The sequence below is a fragment of the Janthinobacterium sp. Bl 1 genome (assembly GCF_058215535.1).
The window spans coordinates 4,440,633-4,459,068 of the sequence record NZ_CM177086.1 but is presented as its reverse complement, the minus strand read 5'-3'; the positions used below and the strand labels follow the sequence as shown (position 1 = coordinate 4,459,068).

Genomic DNA, 18,436 nt, shown 5'->3' with positions numbered 1-18,436 from the left:
CATGATACCAGCTACCGGGCCGCCGCCAAAGTCGCCGGCCCCCGCGCAGCTGGCCCGGCGCGTGGATTTTCTTTGTTCCTGCGCAAAGAAACGGTGAATGTTACGCTGCTTCGACTAAAATCGCGCATTATCTTTTCGCATTGCCTTTATGCCATGTCTACCGACTTTTCCCCCGACTTTTCCATATATCTAGCCAGCAGCACCTACATCGACAGCGACCATCCGGCCGTGCGCGCCAAGGCGGCCGCACTGGCGGCAGGTGCCGTGGGCGACGCGGCCATCGCGGCCCGCTGCTTTGCCTTCGTGCGCGACGAGGTGGCCCACAGCTGGGATTACCAGCGCAATCCCGTCACCTGCCGCGCCTCCGACGTCTTGCAGCATGGCACCGGCTATTGCTATGCGAAGAGCCATCTGCTGGCCGCGCTGCTGCGCGCCAACGGCATTCCTGCCGGCCTGTGCTACCAGCGCCTGGCCGTCGGCGAAATGGGGCCGCCGTTTTGTCTGCATGGCTTGAATGCCGTGTATCTGCAGGATTTTGGCTGGTACCGCATCGATGCGCGCGGCAACAAGCCCGGCGTCGCGGCTGCCTTCACGCCGCCGCGCGAGCAGCTGGCCTTTCCCGTGCTGGCACCCGAGGAACGCGACTTGCCGGAAATCTGGGCGGAACCGTTGCCGCAGGTGGTGGCATCGCTGACGCCATACGCGACCGTGCAGGACGTGGCGGCGCACTTGCCCGATATCGAATTGTTGCCGCTGCAAAAATAATCCAGGAAAGAAATCATGAAAAAAGTGTATCTAGGTCTGATCGGCCTGATGTTGCTGGCCGGTTGCGGCGGCAAGGGCGAAAGCGGCGGGCAATCGAGCGCCGCGCGTCTCGAAGGCAAGGAAAAGGGCAGCGAGTTTCTTGCCTATGAACATAATGTCAGCGTCGATACGCACGAGGCGCAAGTGCGGCCCCTGTATGAAAAAGTGGTCGCCGCCTGCAAGGCCGATACGGAAAACGGCTGCTTGCTGCTCGATTCCAGCCTCGACAGCGGGCGCTACGTGCACGCGCGCATCAGCATGCGCGCCAAGCCGGCCGGCATCAGGAAGCTCGTCGCGCTGGTCGCGACTGAAGGCGACGTCACGAGCCAGGGCACCAAGGTGGAAGACCTGGGCCGTCCCGTGCTCGACAGCAAGAAACGCCTGGAGATGCTCAGGCAATACCAGGCGCAATTGCAAGACTTGGAAAAGCGCTCGGGCGCGAACGTCGACGCCCTGATCAAGGTGACCAAGGAACTGGCTACCGTGCAAGTGGAACTGGAGCAGGCGACGGCGGCAGACGCGCTGTTGATGCAGCGCATCGACACGGACTTGCTGAACGTGGCCATCAGCGCCGAAGGCAAGCAATCGTTCTGGACACCGGTCAAGCGCTCGCTGGGCAATTTCACGGACAACCTGTCGGAAGGCGTGGCCAACGCCATCACGGCCATGGCCTACATCCTGCCGTGGCTGATCGCCTTCGTGCTGCTGTTCCCGCTGGGACGCAAGGGCTGGCGCCGCCTGCGTGGCGTGCCGCGCAAGGATTGATGCCGGGATTGTTGCGTCCGGCGCACCGTTTTACGGCAATTTGAAACCTGGCTGCACAGTCCTTGTGCAGCCAGGTTTTTTTTCGTGCGGCGGGAGCCGCGTGCACCATGGCGGACACCTGCTGGTGCTGGCATGCATTCTGCTTTAACAACATCGTATGCCCAGCTCGACCCCCACGAACCCATCACAGGAGTCCCCATGTCACGACGCATCATCCTGAAAGCGGCCGCCGCCGGCGCACTGGCCCTGGCCACGTCCACTTACATGCAGGCAGCCTTGGCCGCCGATACGATCAAGGTAGGTATTTTGCACTCGCTGTCGGGCACCATGGCCATTTCCGAAACGACGCTGAAAGACGTGGCCTTGATGACGATCGCCGAGATCAATGCCAAGGGTGGCGTGCTGGGCAAGAAACTGGAAGCCGTCGTCGTCGACCCGGCGTCAAACTGGCCCTTGTTCGCGGAAAAAGCGAGACAACTGGTGGCGCAGGACAAGGTTGCCGTTGTGTTCGGCTGCTGGACGTCCGTGTCGCGCAAGTCGGTTTTACCCGTGTTCAAGGAACTCAACAGCCTGCTGTTTTACCCGGTGCAATACGAGGGCGAGGAGCTGGAAAAGAATGTGTTTTACACGGGCGCTGCGCCGAACCAGCAAGCGATCCCGGCCGTGGAATACCTGATGAGCAAGGATGGCGGCGGCGCCAAGCGCTTCGTGCTGCTGGGTACGGATTACGTGTATCCGCGCACCACGAACAAGATCCTGCGTGCCTTCCTGAAAAGCAAGGGCGTCAAGGATAGCGATATCAGCGAGGTCTACACGCCGTTCGGCCACGCCGACTATCAAACCATCGTCGCCAACATCAAGAAGTTTTCCACGGGCGGCAAGACGGCCGTCATATCCACCATCAATGGCGATTCGAACGTGCCGTTCTACAAGGAGCTGGGTAATGCAGGCTTGAAAGCCACGGACGTGCCTGTCGTCGCGTTTTCCGTCGGCGAGGAAGAGCTGCGCGGCATCGATACCAAGCCGCTGCTCGGTCACATGGCGGCATGGAATTATTTCGAGTCCGTCAAGAACCCCGTGAATACGGCCTTCATCAAGCAGTGGAAGGCGTATGCCGTGGCGCAAAAGCTGCCGAACGCGGGTTCGGTCGTGACGAACGACCCGATGGAAGCGACCTATGTCGGCATCCACATGTGGGCGCAAGCCGTGGAAAAAGCCAAGTCGACCGATACCGACAAGGTGATCGCTGCCATGGCCGGCCAGAGCGTCAAGGCGCCATCGGGCTTCACCCTGACCATGGACGCCACGAACCACCATCTGCAAAAGCCCGTGATGATCGGCGAGATCAAGGCAGATGGGCAATTCAATGTCGTGTGGAAAACCAAGGAACCAATACGTGCACAGCCGTGGAGCCCGTTTATCAAGGGGAATGAGGGTAAGCAGAAGTTATGAGTTAGCAGCAGAAAGGCCGGGGTCAGACCCGACGGGTCTGACCCCAGATTTCGCTTGGGCTGAAGTAACGATGAGAGGTCTTTCCGCATGCGTCTGCTACGTCGTATTTTGTTATTACTTTGCCTGTTGCCGCTGTCTGCGCAGGCCGCCATTCCCCCCGACCTGCTCAAACCGCTATCCGGCGACGACCCCGACGCCAGAGTCGCTGCCGTCGCCCAGATCGCCGCCCTGGCCACACCCGAGGCCGCCCGTGTGCTGCAAGCCTTGCAGGACGACGCTTTATACGCAACACCCGACGGCAAGGTGTATATCGTCGACGGCGAGCAGGCGTATGACCCTGCACTCGGCAAGAGCGTGCCGCTGCCGGACGGCATCGATGGCGTGATGGTCAACAACCGCTTGCGCTCGGCCGTGGCGGGCGCCTTGTCCGGGTTGAAACTGCTGGCGCCCGAGCGCTCTACGCGCCTGGCCGCCGCGCAGGCATTGCAGCAATCCGTGGATCCGGCGCAGCTGCCCCTGATCCACAAGGCGCTGGCGCAAGAGAGCGATGCCGAGATCCAGCAGATATTGCAAGTGCTGATCGCCAGCGCCAACCTGCATGCGCCAGACGCCGCCACGCGCAAGCAGGCCGTGCAGGCGCTGGCCGGCAGCAGCGATGCGCGCCTGCTACCCGTGCTGCAAGCCATGCTCGAGAAGGGAGGCGAGCCCGACGAAGCCGTGCAGCTGGCCGCCATCGAGACCATGGGCCAGATCAAGGGCCGGGTGGCGCGCATGGAATTCGCCGGCAACGTGTTCTATGGCATTTCACTGGGCAGCGTGCTGCTGTTAGCCGCCTTGGGGCTGGCCATCACGTTCGGCTTGATGGGCATCATCAACATGGCGCATGGCGAACTGCTGATGATAGGCGCATACACGACCTATTTATGCCAGCTGTTCTTCCGCACCTATCTGCCTGGTCTGCAGGATGCCTACCTGCTGGCCGCCTTGCCGGCGGCCTTTCTCGTCGCGGGACTGGTGGGCGTGGCGCTCGAGCGCACGGTGATCCGCTGGCTGTACGGGCGGCCGCTGGAAACCCTGCTGGCCACCTGGGGTATCAGCCTCATCCTCATGCAGACGGTGCGCACGATCTTCGGCGCGCAAAACGTGGAAGTGGCCAATCCCGCCTGGATGTCGGGCGGCGTGACGGTGCTGGGCGGCCTAGTGCTGCCGTACAACCGCCTGGCCATCATCGTCTTCGCCGTCCTTGTCGTGGTGGCAGTGTGGCTGATCCTCAACAAGACACGGCTGGGCCTATTCGTGCGGGCCGTCACGCAAAACCGCCGCATGGCCGATTGCGTGGGCGTGGCCACGGGCAAGGTCGACATGCTGACCTTCGGCCTCGGTTCCGGCATCGCCGGGCTCGGTGGCGTGGCCCTGTCGCAGCTGGGCAATGTGGGGCCGGACCTGGGCCAAAGCTACATCGTCGATTCCTTCATGGTGGTGGTGCTGGGCGGCGTAGGGCAACTTGCCGGCACCGTCATCGCCGCGCTGGGCCTGGGCGAAGTGAACAAATTCCTCGAACCGGTGGCGGGCGCCGTGCTGGCGAAAATCGCCATTTTGGTATTCATCATCATTTTCATCCAGCGCCGGCCGCAGGGCCTGTTTGCCATGAAGGGACGCAGCGTCGAATGACTACCTCCTATCAATCCAAGCAGGGCCTGTTCACGCGGCCCGTCTGGCTGGCGATTGCCGCATGCACGCTGCTGGCGGCGCTATTGCCGATTTTTAACCTGGCGTTTGCCGAAGGTCATGCCTTGCACGTGTCCGCCTATACGGTGGCGCTGGTGGGCAAGTTCATGTGTTATGCGCTGGCCGCGCTGGCGCTGGACCTCGTCTGGGGCTACACGGGCATCTTGTCGCTGGGGCACGGCGTGTTCTTTGCCCTGGGCGCGTATGCGCACGGCATGTATCTGATGCGCGCGATTGGCGACCAGGGCCAGTACCAGAGCAGCTTGCCCGACTTCATGGTCTTTCTCGACTGGAAAACCTACCCGTGGTACTGGGCCTTCACGGAACATTTCTGGTACTGCATGGCCCTCGTCGTGCTGGTGCCGGGCGTGCTGGCCTTTGTGTTTGGCTACTTTGCCTTTCGTTCGCGCATCAAGGGTGTGTATTTTTCCATCATCACGCAGGCAATGACGTATGCCTTCATGCTCTTGTTCTTCCGTAATGACACCGGCTTTGGCGGCAACAACGGTTTCACGGATTTCAAGACCATCCTTGGCCATGACATCACGGCGCCCGCTACCCGTGCCGTGCTGTTCCTGCTGACCCTGGCCTTCCTGCTGGCCGCGCTGGTGGGCGCGCGCGCCATCGTCCGCTCGAAACTGGGCAGGGTGCTGCAAGGCGTGCGCGACAGCGAGGCGCGCTTGATGTTCCTTGGCTACAACCCGCTGTGGTTCAAGCTGTTCGTCTGGACCTTGTCGGCGGTGCTGTGCGGCATCGCTGGCGCTCTGTACGTGCCGCAAGTGGGCATCATCAATCCGTCCGAAATGTCACCGGCGAACTCCATCGAAATGGTCGTGTGGGTGGCCGTCGGCGGACGCGGTACTTTGATCGGTCCCATCCTGGGCGCCTTCACCGTCAACGGCTTGAAAAGCTGGTTCACGGCCGCCTTGCCGGAACTGTGGCTGTTCGCGCTGGGCTTGCTGTTCATCGTCGTCACCCTGTTCATGCAGCAAGGCATGCTCGGCGTGTTGAACAAGCTCAAACGCAAGAAAACGGCCGTCGTGGCAGAGGAGGCCGCATGAGTATCCGCATGTTGCCCGGCATGGCCAGCGCGGAAACGGGCGCCAGTTATTCGCGCGTGAAAGGCGAGGGCGTCGATACGACGCATGGCGCCATTTTGTATCTGGAAGACATCAGCGTGTCGTTCGACGGCTTCAAGGCCATCAATAAGCTCAGTCTCGACATTTCCGTGGGCGAATTGCGCTGCATCATCGGCCCTAACGGCGCGGGCAAGACGACGATGATGGATGTGATCACCGGCAAGACGCGGCCCACGTCCGGCACGGCCTGGTTTGGCCAGACCATGAATCTGGCGACGATGACGGAAGCGCAGATTGCCCACGCGGGTATCGGTCGCAAGTTCCAGCGCCCCACCGTGTTCGAGCAGCACACGGTGTTCGACAACCTGGAACTGGCGATGAAGATGGACAAGCGCGTGGCGCCCACCCTGTTTGCGCGTTTAAGCTCGGAGCAGGCAGGCAAGATCGAAGCGATTTTGCGCTTGATTCGCCTCAACGGCCAGGAAGCGCGGCCAGCCGGCTTGCTGTCGCACGGGCAAAAGCAGTGGCTGGAAATTGGCATGCTGCTGATGCAGGAGCCGCAGCTGATTCTATTGGACGAACCGGTGGCCGGCATGTCCGATGCCGAAACGGCGCGCACGGCGGAATTGCTCAATGAATTGCGCGGCAAGCATTCGATCATGGTGGTCGAGCACGACATGGGTTTTGTGACTGACATTGCCCAGCAAGGCATCGTCACCGTGCTGCATGAGGGTGCCGTGCTGGCGCAGGGGCGCATGGACGAAGTGCAGGCGGACGAGCGCGTCATCGAAGTCTATCTGGGAAGGTGAACACATATGCTGGAAGTTGAGCAATTGAATCAATACTATGGCTCCTCGCACACCTTGCGCGGCATCAATCTGTCGGCGCGCAAGGGCGAATGCCTGGCCTTGCTGGGGCGCAATGGCGTGGGCAAGACGACCTTGCTCAAATGCCTGATGGGCGTGCTGCCCGTGGCGCAGGGCAAGGTGGTCTTCCAGGGGCGCGACATCACGAAGCTGACGCCGCATGCGCGGGCAAAGCTGGGCATCGCTTACGTGCCGCAGGGGCGCGACATCTTTGCGCGCCTGACGGTCGAGGAAAACTTGCTGATGGGCATGGCGGTGAAGCGCGGAAAACAAGCGTCGTGCATCGATTCCCATGTGTATGAGCTGTTTCCAGTGCTCAAAGAGATGCTGCAGCGGCGCGGCGGAGATTTATCTGGCGGGCAACAGCAGCAACTGGCCATCGCCCGCGCCCTGCTGGCCGAGCCGCAGCTGATCATCTTCGACGAGCCGACGGAAGGCATCCAGCCCTCCGTCATCAAGGATATCGGCAGGGTCATTTCCTTGCTGAAGCAGCGTGGCGACATGGCCATCGTGCTGTGCGAACAGTATTTCGATTTTGCCCGCGAGCTGGCCGATGAATTCATCGTCCTGTCGCGCGGCAGTGTCGTCGCCAGCGGCAAGGCGGAACAGATGGATGGCGAGGACGTGAAGCGGCACCTGGCCGTGTAAGGTCAGACGAGCTGGAACCAGCCCAGCACGGCGCCGGCCGCCAGCAGCCACAGCAAATGGATCTTCGTGCGCCAGATGATGAGGCCGGTCACGATGGATAGGCTCCACAAGGGCCAGTCCGTGCGGATGTCATGGTTGGCGCCGCCCAAAATCATGCCCGTGGAAATCAGCAGGGCGACGACGATGGGCGCCATGCCTTGCTTGAAGGCGCGCACGGGGCGCAGGTCGCGGTTGCGGTAGCCCCATTGGGCCGCCACGTAGGTGAGGGTCGTGCTGGGCAGCATGATGCCCACCATGGTGATGAACACGCCCAGGTAGGCGGCCGTGTAGCTGCCCGCGTTCATGCCCACGTTCCAGCCCATCAGGGCGACGAACAGCACGTTTGGCCCGGGCGCGGCCTGGGCGATGGCGATCGACTCGTTGAATTGCGCCTGGGTCAGCCAGCCATGCTGTTCGACAAGGAAGCGGTGCATTTCGGAGGTGGTGGAAATGGCGCCGCCGATCGACATCAGCGACAGCATCAGGTAGTGGCCGAACAGGTTCAGCCAGTCGCCTGTGCTCAACACCAGTTGCAAAGGCGGATTCATGGGGACAGCTTTCGATAGGTGAGCAGGCAGCCGATGCCGCCCAGGCCCAGCAGGATGTACAGCAGGGGCCAGCGCAAGATCGCCACCATCAGCACACCGAGCACGGTGATGGACAAGGTGAGCCACAGGGGCAGCGGATGCTTGGCCAGCGCGGTCGCCAGTTTCACGCCCGTGGCGGCGATCATGCCGGCCGAGACGGCCGCCATGCCGCGCAAGGCGCCCGCCATCTGCGGATTGTCGCCAAAGCGCGTGTACAGCACGCCCAGCACGAGCACGATGACGAGAGGCGCGGCCAGCATGCCGGCCAGCGCCGTCAGCGCGCCTTTCAAGCCGAAATAGCGCCCGCCCACCATCAGGGACAGGTTGACGACATTCGGCCCGGGCATGATTTGCGCCACGGCCCAGTCTTCGAGGAATTCCTCCTGCGTCAGCCAGCGCTTGCGCTCGACCATCTCGCGCTGGATCACGGCCAGCACGCCGCCAAAGCCCTGCAGGGCCAGCCAGGTGAACGAGAAGAACAGGTCGGCAAGCGAAGCTGGTTGCGGACGGGGCAGGTCGGGCGGAAGCGTGGAAGGTGCGGGCATGGCTGATTATCGCCGTGCCTGCTTCGCCTTGTCCATGCTTATGTCCATACATAGTTGCTGGCGTGGCTTATAACACCTAACAAAACCGTAGCGAGCGGAAGTAAGTTGCGGTTGAGAAGCGCAACTGTACGAAGGTACAGTGAGCATCGCAGACCGCAAATTACGACGCGCAGTAGGTTTTGATAGGTGTTCTCAGCCCCCGCCTATGCCGGCGATGACCACGCCCGTGCCGCCGCACATGGGGCAGGGCTGGCCATCGGCCCTGGCGCCCCGGCCCTGGCAATGCGTGCAGACGTTTTCACCGGTGCCGGGGGTGCCGGGAGGGGCTATGTCGCCGGGATTTTTGGCTGGTTCGGGTGTTGTATTCATGTCGTGTCTCCTCGTCCATGCAGCGCGAACGCCGCGTGATGGCAGCCATTCCATACTAGGCTGGCGACAGGCGCTGCGTTTGATCTGCCTTAGACGTGCGGCCTTGTGTATCAGAAAAAAACTGCATGGGAATAACTGGCTGGCATTGACATCGCGCGTTTTTCGGCAATACTTTCGCTGTCACTCTTCCTCGCTGCCATCCCGGCGCCGTTCTCCGCCGCCATGTCCCGCCATGTCTACCTTCCGCAGGAGTCATTCATCATGCTGAGTTCCCAAGAAACCTTGCACATGCCCGTCAAACCCGTGGCGCTGCATGCCCGCGTCGACCAGAAGATGTGCGATATCGTCAACCTGGGCATCGCCGTGCAGGCAGCCTTCAGCACCTTGTGCGCGCTGGAATACCTGAAGTCATACAATATCGCCCCCGAGCTGATCGAGCGCGTGCTGCTGCATCCGGAGCAGCGCCGCCAGACCGTGCATTGAGTATCCGCATTGCAACTGTGTTGCCGGCAGCGTTAGCTCGGTGTTGTCGGATTGATCATTACGGCTCAGTTATGCACAAATGATGGGTTAACGAAATTGCTGAAATAATTTTCCTGTGATTATGTGTGAGTTTCCAAGTGCTTGATTTTAATGGATTTTATTTTTGCTGTTTGATTGAGCAGTTTATTGAAAGCCGCACGGGCTGTGGCTTTGAGGGCTGTCAATAGGCCCTTATCCACAAAGATATCCACAGTCCGTGTGGATATCTGAAAAAGCGCTTAACAATCCGCCACTTAGGAAATTGGGGCCGCCCGGCACATGCGATGGGCCGGCAGGATGGGCCAAAATGGGGCATGCCACAAGCCTGTATGCCTATCCAGTGCTCTGGTTTTGTGACTGAAAGTAGCGGCCGTGTTCAGGGCGTGCCGCCGGCCGGCGCCGCTGGCGTGTTGCCGCACTGGGCCAGGGCTGCGGCCAGTTCGGCGACTTGTTGCTCCGCTTCGCGCAAGGTGGCGTAGGTGCGCAGCGAGGCGATCACGGTGGTGAACAACTTGCGCGTGGTCAGGTCCGTCTTGCACCAGAAATCGTTGATGTCGTAGTCGATGATGATGCGGTGCTCGAGCGCCTGGCCGGGCTGGCCCGTGCGCAGGATGATGCGCACGGCGCTGTTGTGCAGATCTTCGCGGATCTGGCGCGCCACTTGCAGCCCGGCATCCTGGGTTTCCATGATCACATCGAGCAGCACCACGGCGATATCGGATGTGCTGCGCAGCAAGTCCAGCGCCTCGGCGCCCGAATACGCGTGCAAAAAGCTCAGCCTTCGTCCCTGGAAGCTGGCCTGGCTGAGGGCGAATTTGGTCACCACGTGCACGTCGACATCGTCATCGACGATCAGCACGCGCCATGGCGCCGCGGTGGCAGGCTCTGCCGGCGCGTCTGCCCGTTCCAGCGGTTCGTCGACCAGCCAGTCCGGTTCGTCCGCCCCCTTGGCGGCACTATCGCTATCCATGTTCATGCGTTTATCCACCGTTGATCGTGCTCGCTACTCCACACTATGCCAGTCTACGGGGTTTGTCAAAACAATGCTGTTCAAGCAAGACGGCCTGGCGCCAGGATTGCTTATGCACAGCAAAATATATTTTCATGGTGGTGAAGTAACTTTGCTCCAGCGCAAATTCGTGATTGCAAGTCATTGATTTCATTGGGGTAAAAAATTGCCTGTGAAATCAGCAAATTGTTGAAACCCGCATCAATACTGGTGTTGCGGCTTGTCAAGAGGGGCTTATCAACAACTTTATCCACAGTTGCTGTGGATATCTAAAAAAGCCGTGCAAAAACCGGGGCTTAGCGCCCGTTCGTGAGGCAGGGTCGTAGCATTCATGCGGCAAGTCCAAGCCCGCTCAGCTGGGCAAAGGCATGCAGGAAGCGCTGCTTCGCTTCGGCCGGACCCATGGCTTCGATTATACCGGGCAAGGGGGCGATGCCGTCAAGGTAAGCCCAGCGCTCGGCCGAGTGCGGCATCAGGTCGCGCTTTTCCGTCGCCAGCGCGATCAGGTCGGCCCGCTTGATGGGCGCGTAATCGGAAAAATCCAGCCCATACGTGGCGGCGATGATGGCGCTGACCTTGTCTTCCAGCACGGCAAATTCCGGCAGCAATACTTTCAAGGGTTTCACCATGTCGCCCAGGTAGGCTTCGGCCGCGTCGTGCAGCAGGGCGGCCAGGCGCAGGGGCGGCGGCACCAGTTCGGCGACGATCAGGCTGTGCTGGGCGACCGAGTAAAACACTTGCGTCTGTCCATTGAAGCGGCACTGGTAAGCGAGGCCGTGGGCGATGTCCTCGATGGCGACCTTGTCGATATGCGGGCGCAAGGGATAAAAACGGTTGCCGGAATAGGTGGAAACGTAGTCGGTGGTAATCATTGCCATGGCATGGTGCTCGGAACGCTCAAGAGGCTTCATCGTACACCCGATGGCATGGGCTTGCCCCGGCTGCCGTGCGCAAGCCCATGCTATGCATCTTGGCAAATCCTTTAATTTATTTCATATCATGCAATGCTCTTTCTGAAATACACTGTAGCAATCTTGTTTGTCTGAAACTTTAATTGGGGGCAGGGCAATGACGGCGCAACCTTCGGCAAGACCTTCGTATATCTATCAGGGCGGTTCGGTGATGATGCACTCGCCGCTGCAATTGAAACAGTCGGAAATGTATGGCTATTTCGTCAAGGGCGACCTGGCCAAATTGCAGGCCACCGTGAATACCACCTTGAACCAGGTGGCGGGCAGCAAGATGACCCTGAAAGCCCTGTCGCCGTATGTGATGCTGACGTTTACGCGCGTCAACCATGCGGATTCCGCCAACCCCGTCGACCAGGCCAAGGGCTGGATCACGGAAGTCGATATCGTCACCTGGATCATGGTCGGCCAGATGGATGCGGCAGGCAAGCTTGCGCATATCTATTGGTACCCGTGCCATATTTTCGTCGATGATGCGATGGCCCTGATCAACGGGCGCGAGCTGTTCGGCTATCCGAAATACCTGTGCGACTACGAGATTCCCGCCGCCGGCAGCGAGCCGCTGCGCTGTTCCGTCGCCGCCAAGGGCTTCCAGCATTTCTCACCGGAAACGAAACTGGCGCTGCACCCGCTGCTGGAAGTCAACGCCACCGTGCAGACGGGGCCGCACAAACCCGTCAACAGTTTCCTGGAGCTCATCGAGCAGGCGTTCCAGATTTTCCTCTCCATTCCCGATTTCTTCGACATGGACCAGGCCGGCTGGGCCGATATTCTGTCCTTGCTGCGCAACCCGCGCATCGACCAGATTTTCCTCAAGCAATTCCCCGACAGCGCGGGCGTGAAAGCCGTGTACCAGGCCCTGGTGGCTGCGCCGGCCGAGATCAACCGCCTGCACAGCGCGCGCCTGCTCGGTTATGAATACGAATGCACCTTGCATGCGTTCGACAGCTTCCCTCTGGACCAGACCCTGGGCTTGCAGCTGGGACCGCAAACGGCGATTTTGCCCTTCAATGTGAACTTCGATTTTACGGCCATGCCGGGCGAGGAGCTGGTCGACAATTCCCGCATCGCGCCTGAAAAGATCGCCATCCTCGGCGGCGGCGTGGCGGCCATGACCACCGCGTATTACTTGACGAACCAGCCGGGCTGGCAAAACCGGCACACCATCACCGTCTACCAGCTGGGCTGGCGCCTTGGCGGCAAGGGCGCCAGCGGGCGCAATGCGCAAGCGGGCCAGCGCATCGAGGAACACGGCTTGCACATCTGGTTCGGCTTCTACGCGAACGCCTTCAAGATGATCAAGGAAGCGTATGCGAGCCTGGAGCGTCCGCCCGGCGCGCCGCTGGCCACCTGGCGCGACGCATTCAAACAGCACGATTACGTGGCCCTGTCGGAAGACGTCAAGGGGCAGTGGCGCAACTGGTCCATCGTCTTTCCCACCTTGCCGGGCGAGCCGGGCGAGGGTGGCGAAGACATCACGCTGTGGCAGATGGCCATCGCCATGGTGGGCTGGATCGAGCAGTGGATACGCCAGATCCGGCAAGTGGCCGATGCCGATGCGCGCATCGTGCGCGCCAGCGCGTCGCAAGGCGAAGGCGTGTGGCCGGGCTGGCTGCGCCGCCTGGCCGATGAAGTGGTGGGGCAGGCTGATGAACTGGGCCTCGACGTGGGCTTGTCCGTCGGCGCGCTGGTGGCGCTGGTGGCCGACCTGGCGCCCGATTCCACGCGCCACGATCAGGCCCGCCACCAGCTGCTGGCCAGCACCCTGAACGGCATCCGCGCGTGGCTGCGCCTGCGCTACCGCGCCCTGATCGATGGCGACGATGAATTGCGCCGCCTGTTCACCTGCCTGGACCTGGGCATCACGGTCATGAAAGGCATGTTCGAGGATGGCGTGTTCAAGAACGGCTTTGACGTCATCAACGATATCGATTTCCGTGCCTGGCTGAGAAAACATGGCGGCGACGAGCAGTTCAGCGTCAACTCGGCGCCCGTGCGCGGCTTTTACGATCTGGTGTTTGCCTACGAAGGCGGCGATTTTTCCAAGCCGAACATCGAGGCGGGGACGCTCTTGCGCTCGATGGCGCGCATCGGCCTGGCCTACAAGGGCGGCATCATGTTCAAGATGCAGGCCGGCATGGGCGACACCATCTTTACGCCGATGTACGAAGTGCTGAAGAAAAGGGGCGTGGAATTCAAATTCTTCCAGCGCGTGGAAGAACTGGTGCCGGGCGCGGGCGACATCGACAGCATCCGCATCACGCAGCAGGTGCAATTGAAGGACCCGGCCGCCGGCTACGCGCCGCTGGTGGACGTCAAGGGCCTTGCCTGCTGGCCCAGCGCGCCCGATTACGCGCAGATCGAACCGGCCCAGGCGGCGCTGCTGCAGGCGCAGGAAGTCAACCTGGAATCGTACTGGAGCGCCTGGCCGCAGCAGTACCAGCAAGCGTTCGGCCGCGCGCTGCCCGCCACGGTATTGAAGAAGGGCGTCGATTTCGACAAGGTGGTGTTCGGCATTTCCATCGGTTCGCTGCAGGCCCTGTGCCCGCAGCTGCTGGCGCAAAGCCCGGCCTTGCAGCTGGCGGCCGACAAGGTGAAAACCGTGGCCACGCAGGCTTACCAGGTGTGGCTCAACAAGAACCTGGCGCAGATGGGCTGGACCACGCAGCCGAAAGGCCAGCAGCCGGTGCTGTCGGCCTTTACGGAGCCGTACGACACGTGGGCGCCGATGGACCAGCTCCTGGCGCACGAAGACTGGCCGGTCGGGCTGGAGCCGAAAAATGTCTCGTACTTTTGCAGCGCCTTCCCCGTCGACAGCTACCCGCCCGTCACCGATACGGATTTTCCCGCCCGCTGCGCGGCCAGGGCGAAGCAGGGCGCCGTGCACCAGCTCGAGCGCGAGATCGGCGCGCTGTGGTCCGAGGCGGGCGCGCCTGGCGCGTTTCCGTGGCAATGGCTGGTCGACGCGAAGGAGAGCGCGGGACCGGCGCGCTTCGACAGCCAGTACTGGCGCGCCAACGTCGACCCATCCGAACGCTACGTGATGTCGGTGGTGGGCAGCACGCAGTACCGGCTGGCCACCGACCAGTCAGGGTTCAGCAACCTGTTCCTCACGGGCGACTGGATCAAGACGGGCCTCAACGCTGGCTGCGTTGAGGCGGCCGTGATGGCGGGCATGCAGACGTCGCGCGCCATGACGGGCTATCCGGCCGTGATCCAGGGCGAGAAGGATTTCTAGGCATGCGGCGCCTGATGCTGTCGTGTCTGGTTCTGTTCCACCTGCACGCGGGCGCGGCGCCGCCCGGCGCGATTGTGCTGTGGCCGGGCGAGCCGCCCGGTGGTGCGGCACCGGGTCCGCAGCGCGACAGCGCCAAGGGCTCCATCACGCAGGTCGAGCAACCGTATCTGATCGCGCACCGCCCGGCGCAGCCGAACGGTATCGCCATTCTCCTGGTCAGTGGCGGCGGCTATGCGCATATCGAGGCGGGCAAGGAGAGCGGCCCCACCGCCAGCTGGCTGCAGGCGCAGGGCATCACGGCGTTTGAACTCGTGTACCGCCTGCCGCAGGAAGGCGGCGGGGTAGCCGCGCCATTCCAGGATGGCCAGCGCGCCATGCGCGTGATCCGTGCGCGCGCGGCCGAATGGGGCATCGACCCGGTGCGCATCGGCATGCTGGGTTTTTCCGCCGGCGCGCACCTGGCCGGCATGACGGCCGTGCAGCCCGATGCCGTCCGCTATGCGCCTGTCGATGCGGTGGATGGCGTCTCCGCGCGGCCAGACTTTGCCGTGCTGCTGTATCCCGTGCTGACCATGCAGCGACCATTTGACACGACGCATGCGAAGAAACAGCTGCTGGGCGCCCATCCCACGCTGGCGGCGCGCGACGCGCTATCGGTGGAATTGCACGTCGATGCGCGCACGCCGCCAATCTTCATCGCGCAGGCGCTCGACGACCGCGTGTCGCCGCCCGAAAACAGTATATTGATGGCCGGCGCCCTGCGCCGCGCGGGCGTGTCCGTCGAACTGCATCAGTTCCAGAGCGGAGGGCATGGCTGGGGATTGGGCAAGCCGGGCAGCGAACCGGCCGCGTGGCCGCAGCTGTTGCTGGCGTGGCTGCAAGCGCATGGCTGGATGCCTCAGCCTGCTGGCTGAGCTTCCAGGTCCCGCCGCGCCGCATCGAGCGCCTCTTGCAGCTGCGGCAGGAACTGTTCCACGTTATCGAGCTGGCCGTTCGAGGCCAGGGTTTCCATCTGGTGGCACAGGCCGTGCAGGGTGGGGCGGCTCAGGTAGCCGGCACTGCCCTTCAAGGCATGGAAGGCGGCAGCGGCCGCGCTGGCGTTCCCATCGCGCACGGCGTGGCAAGCGAGGTCCAGGCGCCGCGGCGCTTCCGTCAGAAACGCTTGCGCGATGCGCTGCAGGTGCTGCTGCGACAGGCCTGCCAGCGGCAGGATGTGCACTGGTGCCGTCATGGGATCGGCCGGCGCGGGTGACTGGTCCTCGGCGCCGTCCAGGCCGAACTGGCGCGCCAGGGTATCGTCCTCGGTGGGTACGGCAGGCGGCAGCGCGTGGCCGCGCGCCAGCAGCAAGTCGATGATGGCGTCGATTTTTTCGAACAGCAGCGCTTCGTCGACGGGTTTGCTGAGGAAGTCGTCCATGCCGGACGCCAGGTAGCGCTGCCGGTCATGTTCGCTGGCGTTGGCCGTCAGCGCCAGGATGGGAATCTGCGCGTCGGCAATGGGGAATTGCGCGTTGCCGCCGGCGCGGATCAGGCGCGCGGCCTGTTCGCCATCCATCTCCGGCATGCGGCCATCCATCAGCACGCAATCGTAGGCGCTCGTGCCCAGCGCGCGCAGCGCCTGCTCGCCGTTTTCCACGATGGTCACCTCATGCCCCATGCTTTCGAGCAGGGTGCCGATGATGATCTGGTTGGTGCGCACGTCTTCGGCGCACAGGATGCGCAGGCGGCAGGCGTGGCGCGCGTGGCGTGCGGGCCGGCGCGCGTCGGCCGCCGGCGCGCTGCCGTCTTCCAGCGGCAAGGTGAAATGGAAGCGCGAGCCGATGCCGACCCGGCTTTCCACGCCGATCGTGCCTTTCATCAGTTCGACCAGTTCCTTGCAGATGGCCAGGCCCAGGCCCGTGCCGCCGTAGCGGCGCGTGGTGGAATGGTCTGCCTGCTCGAATTTCTGGAACAAACGCGGCAAGGTGTCCGCGTCGATGCCGGGACCCGTATCGCTGATGATGAATTCAATGGCGTTGCGACCGTCCTGGCGCGGTGGCGTGCGGGCACGCCGCACTTCCAGCAGCACTTCGCCATTGGCCGTGAATTTCAGCGCGTTCCCCAGCAGGTTGATGAGGATTTGCCGCAGCCGCGTGGGGTCTGCGCGCACGTAGCGCGGCAGGTCCAGCGCCAGTTCGCGGCGCAGCAGCAGGCTTTTGGCGTCGGCCTGGCCCTGCACGATGCCGGCTGCGTCGCCGATCAGCGCCAGCAGGTCGAAGTCCACGGTTTCCAGGGTAAGCTTGCCCGCGTCGATCTTCGAGAAATCGAGGATGTCATTGAGGATGGTCAAGAGCGACACGCCATTGTGCAAGCCGATGCGCAGGTATTCCTGCGTGCGCCCGCGCACGGACTGGTCGCGCAGCGCGAATTTCAGCATGCCGATCACGCCGGCCAGCGGCGTGCGGATGTCGTGGCTCATGGCCGACAGAAAATCGATGCGGTGGCGGCTGACCACTTCCGCGTGCTCCTTGGCCTTCAGCAGGGCGTCGTTGCTGAGGGTGAGTGCCAGGGTGCGTTCCTGCACGCGCTGTTCCAGGTTATTGCGCAGCAATCGGATCTGGTCGGCCAGGGCAAAGGCCAGCAGCAAACCGTCGAGCGTGCCGCCGAGCAGGGTCACCAGCTGGGCGTTGGCCACCATGGCCGGCATCAGGCCCAGGTTGGCCGGCAGGATCAGAAAGCCGGGCAGCATCAGGGCGACGAAGGCCAGCACGAAGAAGCGCGCCGGCTGGTAGCCGCGGCGCCAGACGACGATGCCGCAGATGAGCGCCAGCAGCATCCAGATGCTGATGGCGATGGTGGCCAGGGTATGCGCATACGACAGGGCGAAGAAGCAGCTCGGCAGCAGCAGCAAGGGCAGCACCAGATTGATCTTGCTGATGCTGTGCAGCCGGGGCGAGTAGTCGCGCAGGCGCAGGAAATGCATGTAGAACAGCGTGCTGAAGACGGGCAACAGGAAAAACGGCACGTAATGGAGCTGCAGCATATGCCAGTCGAACAGGTCGGCAAAGACGTGGAAAGTCATGGCCCAGGCCAGGCCATACGTCAGCACGTACAGCGTGTAATAGGCCGAGGCTTTTTCCAGGGTGATGGAAAAAATGAAGAAATTGAACAGGCCCAGCGCCAGCAGGGCGCCGATGGATGCCACCATCAGGAAGTTTTCCTTGCCCACCAGCTTGCGGTAATCGCGCTGCGTCTTCACGCCGAACATGGGCGCGCGCGCGTAATACGGGCTGGAAAAGCGGATCAGGATGTCATACGTGGCACCCGGCGCCAGCTGCACGTTCCCGCCGTAGTGCAATAAATACTCGTGCGGCCGCTGGTAGCCCGTCAGCAAGGTCTGCGGCGCCGTGTGCTGCCCGGGGCCATACACGTGCACGTCCACCAGGTCGATCAGCGTGTCGTTCGGGTCGATGACCCAGGCGGTTTCAGCGCTGTCGTTGCGCACCTGCGCATGCAGCCAGTAGGCGCCGCCGAACAGGTCGACCTGGCCGGCCGGACGCTGGCGCGCCAGCCAGGCGGGCAGGGCGGCCGCATCGGCCGGTGCGGCTTCGTTGTCGGCGAGAAATAGTTGCCCACCTATGCCCAAATGGTGGATGCCTTGCTTGCCCAGGGGAATGGGAGTTGCCTGCGCCGCGCCCGCCATGCCCAGCAAGCCGAACAGCAGGCTGAGCAGGAGCGGCCAGCCGCATAGCCAGGCGCAGACGCGGTAGCTGGAAGCGCGGTGGCAGGGAGGGGGCGGGTGGGCTGGCATCGATGGGCTTGGTGATGGTCGCGCGGA

16 protein-coding genes are annotated in these 18,436 nt (G+C 62.6%); 10 read left to right on the top strand and 6 right to left on the bottom strand.

Annotation, left to right across the window (positions count from 1 at the left end; all coding sequences use genetic code 11):
• The first annotated feature begins 153 nt into the window (after window positions 1–153).
• From AC4BCN_RS20030 to urtE, 7 genes are all read left to right on the top strand, one after another.
• Entirely contained in the window at window positions 154–765 is a 612-nt protein-coding gene (locus AC4BCN_RS20030; RefSeq protein WP_490491588.1) for a transglutaminase-like domain-containing protein, read from the top strand.
• Window positions 766–780: 15 nt separating this feature from the next.
• Entirely contained in the window at window positions 781–1,569 is a 789-nt protein-coding gene (locus AC4BCN_RS20025; protein WP_490491587.1) for a DUF4349 domain-containing protein, read from the top strand.
• Window positions 1,570–1,767: 198 nt separating this feature from the next.
• The gene (urtA, locus tag AC4BCN_RS20020) at window positions 1,768–3,021 is read left to right on the top strand and encodes an urea ABC transporter substrate-binding protein (RefSeq protein WP_490491586.1); all 1,254 of its coding nucleotides are present in this window, start codon (window positions 1,768–1,770) and stop codon (window positions 3,019–3,021) included.
• A gap of 87 nt (window positions 3,022–3,108) precedes the next feature.
• Window positions 3,109–4,692, top strand: a complete 1,584-nt coding sequence (urtB, locus tag AC4BCN_RS20015) for an urea ABC transporter permease subunit UrtB (RefSeq protein ID WP_338679204.1) — start codon at window positions 3,109–3,111, stop codon at window positions 4,690–4,692.
• On the top strand, window positions 4,689–5,810 hold the full coding sequence (gene urtC, locus AC4BCN_RS20010; protein WP_338679203.1) for an urea ABC transporter permease subunit UrtC: 1,122 nt from the start codon (window positions 4,689–4,691) through the stop codon (window positions 5,808–5,810). Before urtB ends, urtC begins: the two co-directional genes overlap by 4 nt.
• Window positions 5,807–6,637 carry an urea ABC transporter ATP-binding protein UrtD gene (urtD, locus tag AC4BCN_RS20005; RefSeq protein ID WP_338679202.1) on the top strand — a complete coding sequence of 277 codons (831 nt, stop codon included), beginning with the start codon at window positions 5,807–5,809 and terminating at the stop codon, window positions 6,635–6,637. The genes urtC and urtD overlap by 4 nt, the downstream gene beginning before the upstream one ends.
• A gap of 6 nt (window positions 6,638–6,643) precedes the next feature.
• Window positions 6,644–7,342, top strand: coding sequence for an urea ABC transporter ATP-binding subunit UrtE (gene urtE, locus AC4BCN_RS20000; protein WP_338679201.1), 699 nt, complete (start codon window positions 6,644–6,646; stop codon window positions 7,340–7,342).
• A 2-nt stretch (window positions 7,343–7,344) separates the two neighbouring features.
• Here urtE and AC4BCN_RS19995 read toward each other — a convergent pair whose 3' ends face one another.
• The 3 genes from AC4BCN_RS19995 to AC4BCN_RS19985 all read right to left on the bottom strand — a co-directional run bounded on the left by AC4BCN_RS19995 (window position 7,345) and on the right by AC4BCN_RS19985 (window position 8,882).
• A complete protein-coding gene (locus AC4BCN_RS19995) occupies window positions 7,345–7,929 on the bottom strand; it encodes a chromate transporter (RefSeq protein WP_072452948.1) in 585 nt (194 codons plus the stop codon).
• On the bottom strand, window positions 7,926–8,513 hold the full coding sequence (locus tag AC4BCN_RS19990) for a chromate transporter (RefSeq protein WP_139089792.1): 588 nt from the start codon (window positions 8,511–8,513) through the stop codon (window positions 7,926–7,928). The genes AC4BCN_RS19995 and AC4BCN_RS19990 overlap by 4 nt, the downstream gene beginning before the upstream one ends.
• A gap of 192 nt (window positions 8,514–8,705) precedes the next feature.
• Window positions 8,706–8,882: a hypothetical protein gene (locus AC4BCN_RS19985; RefSeq protein ID WP_175444610.1), complete on the bottom strand. Its 177-nt coding sequence runs from the start codon at window positions 8,880–8,882 to the stop codon at window positions 8,706–8,708.
• A gap of 261 nt (window positions 8,883–9,143) precedes the next feature.
• On the opposite strand from AC4BCN_RS19985, the gene AC4BCN_RS19980 reads away from it, so the two are divergent.
• Window positions 9,144–9,365 (top strand): hypothetical protein, encoded by a 222-nt coding sequence (locus tag AC4BCN_RS19980; RefSeq protein WP_051991806.1) that lies wholly within the window; start codon window positions 9,144–9,146, stop codon window positions 9,363–9,365.
• Between the two features lie 415 nt (window positions 9,366–9,780).
• Here the strand turns inward: AC4BCN_RS19980 and AC4BCN_RS19975 are convergent, their stop codons facing one another.
• A complete protein-coding gene (locus tag AC4BCN_RS19975) occupies window positions 9,781–10,380 on the bottom strand; it encodes a response regulator (protein WP_338679200.1) in 600 nt (199 codons plus the stop codon).
• A gap of 362 nt (window positions 10,381–10,742) precedes the next feature.
• Window positions 10,743–11,291 (bottom strand): phosphohydrolase, encoded by a 549-nt coding sequence (locus AC4BCN_RS19970; RefSeq protein WP_051991807.1) that lies wholly within the window; start codon window positions 11,289–11,291, stop codon window positions 10,743–10,745.
• 244 nt (window positions 11,292–11,535) lie between these two features.
• On the opposite strand from AC4BCN_RS19970, the gene AC4BCN_RS19965 reads away from it, so the two are divergent.
• Together AC4BCN_RS19965 and AC4BCN_RS19960 are read left to right on the top strand one after the other, a co-directional pair.
• Window positions 11,536–14,619 (top strand): NAD(P)-binding protein, encoded by a 3,084-nt coding sequence (locus AC4BCN_RS19965; RefSeq protein WP_338679199.1) that lies wholly within the window; start codon window positions 11,536–11,538, stop codon window positions 14,617–14,619.
• A 2-nt stretch (window positions 14,620–14,621) separates the two neighbouring features.
• Window positions 14,622–15,533, top strand: coding sequence for an alpha/beta hydrolase (locus AC4BCN_RS19960; RefSeq protein ID WP_072452950.1), 912 nt, complete (start codon window positions 14,622–14,624; stop codon window positions 15,531–15,533).
• Here the strand turns inward: AC4BCN_RS19960 and AC4BCN_RS19955 are convergent.
• Window positions 15,518–18,409, bottom strand: coding sequence for a hybrid sensor histidine kinase/response regulator (locus AC4BCN_RS19955; RefSeq protein ID WP_338679198.1), 2,892 nt, complete (start codon window positions 18,407–18,409; stop codon window positions 15,518–15,520). The genes AC4BCN_RS19960 and AC4BCN_RS19955 overlap by 16 nt on opposite strands.
• Window positions 18,410–18,436 lie beyond the last annotated feature (27 nt).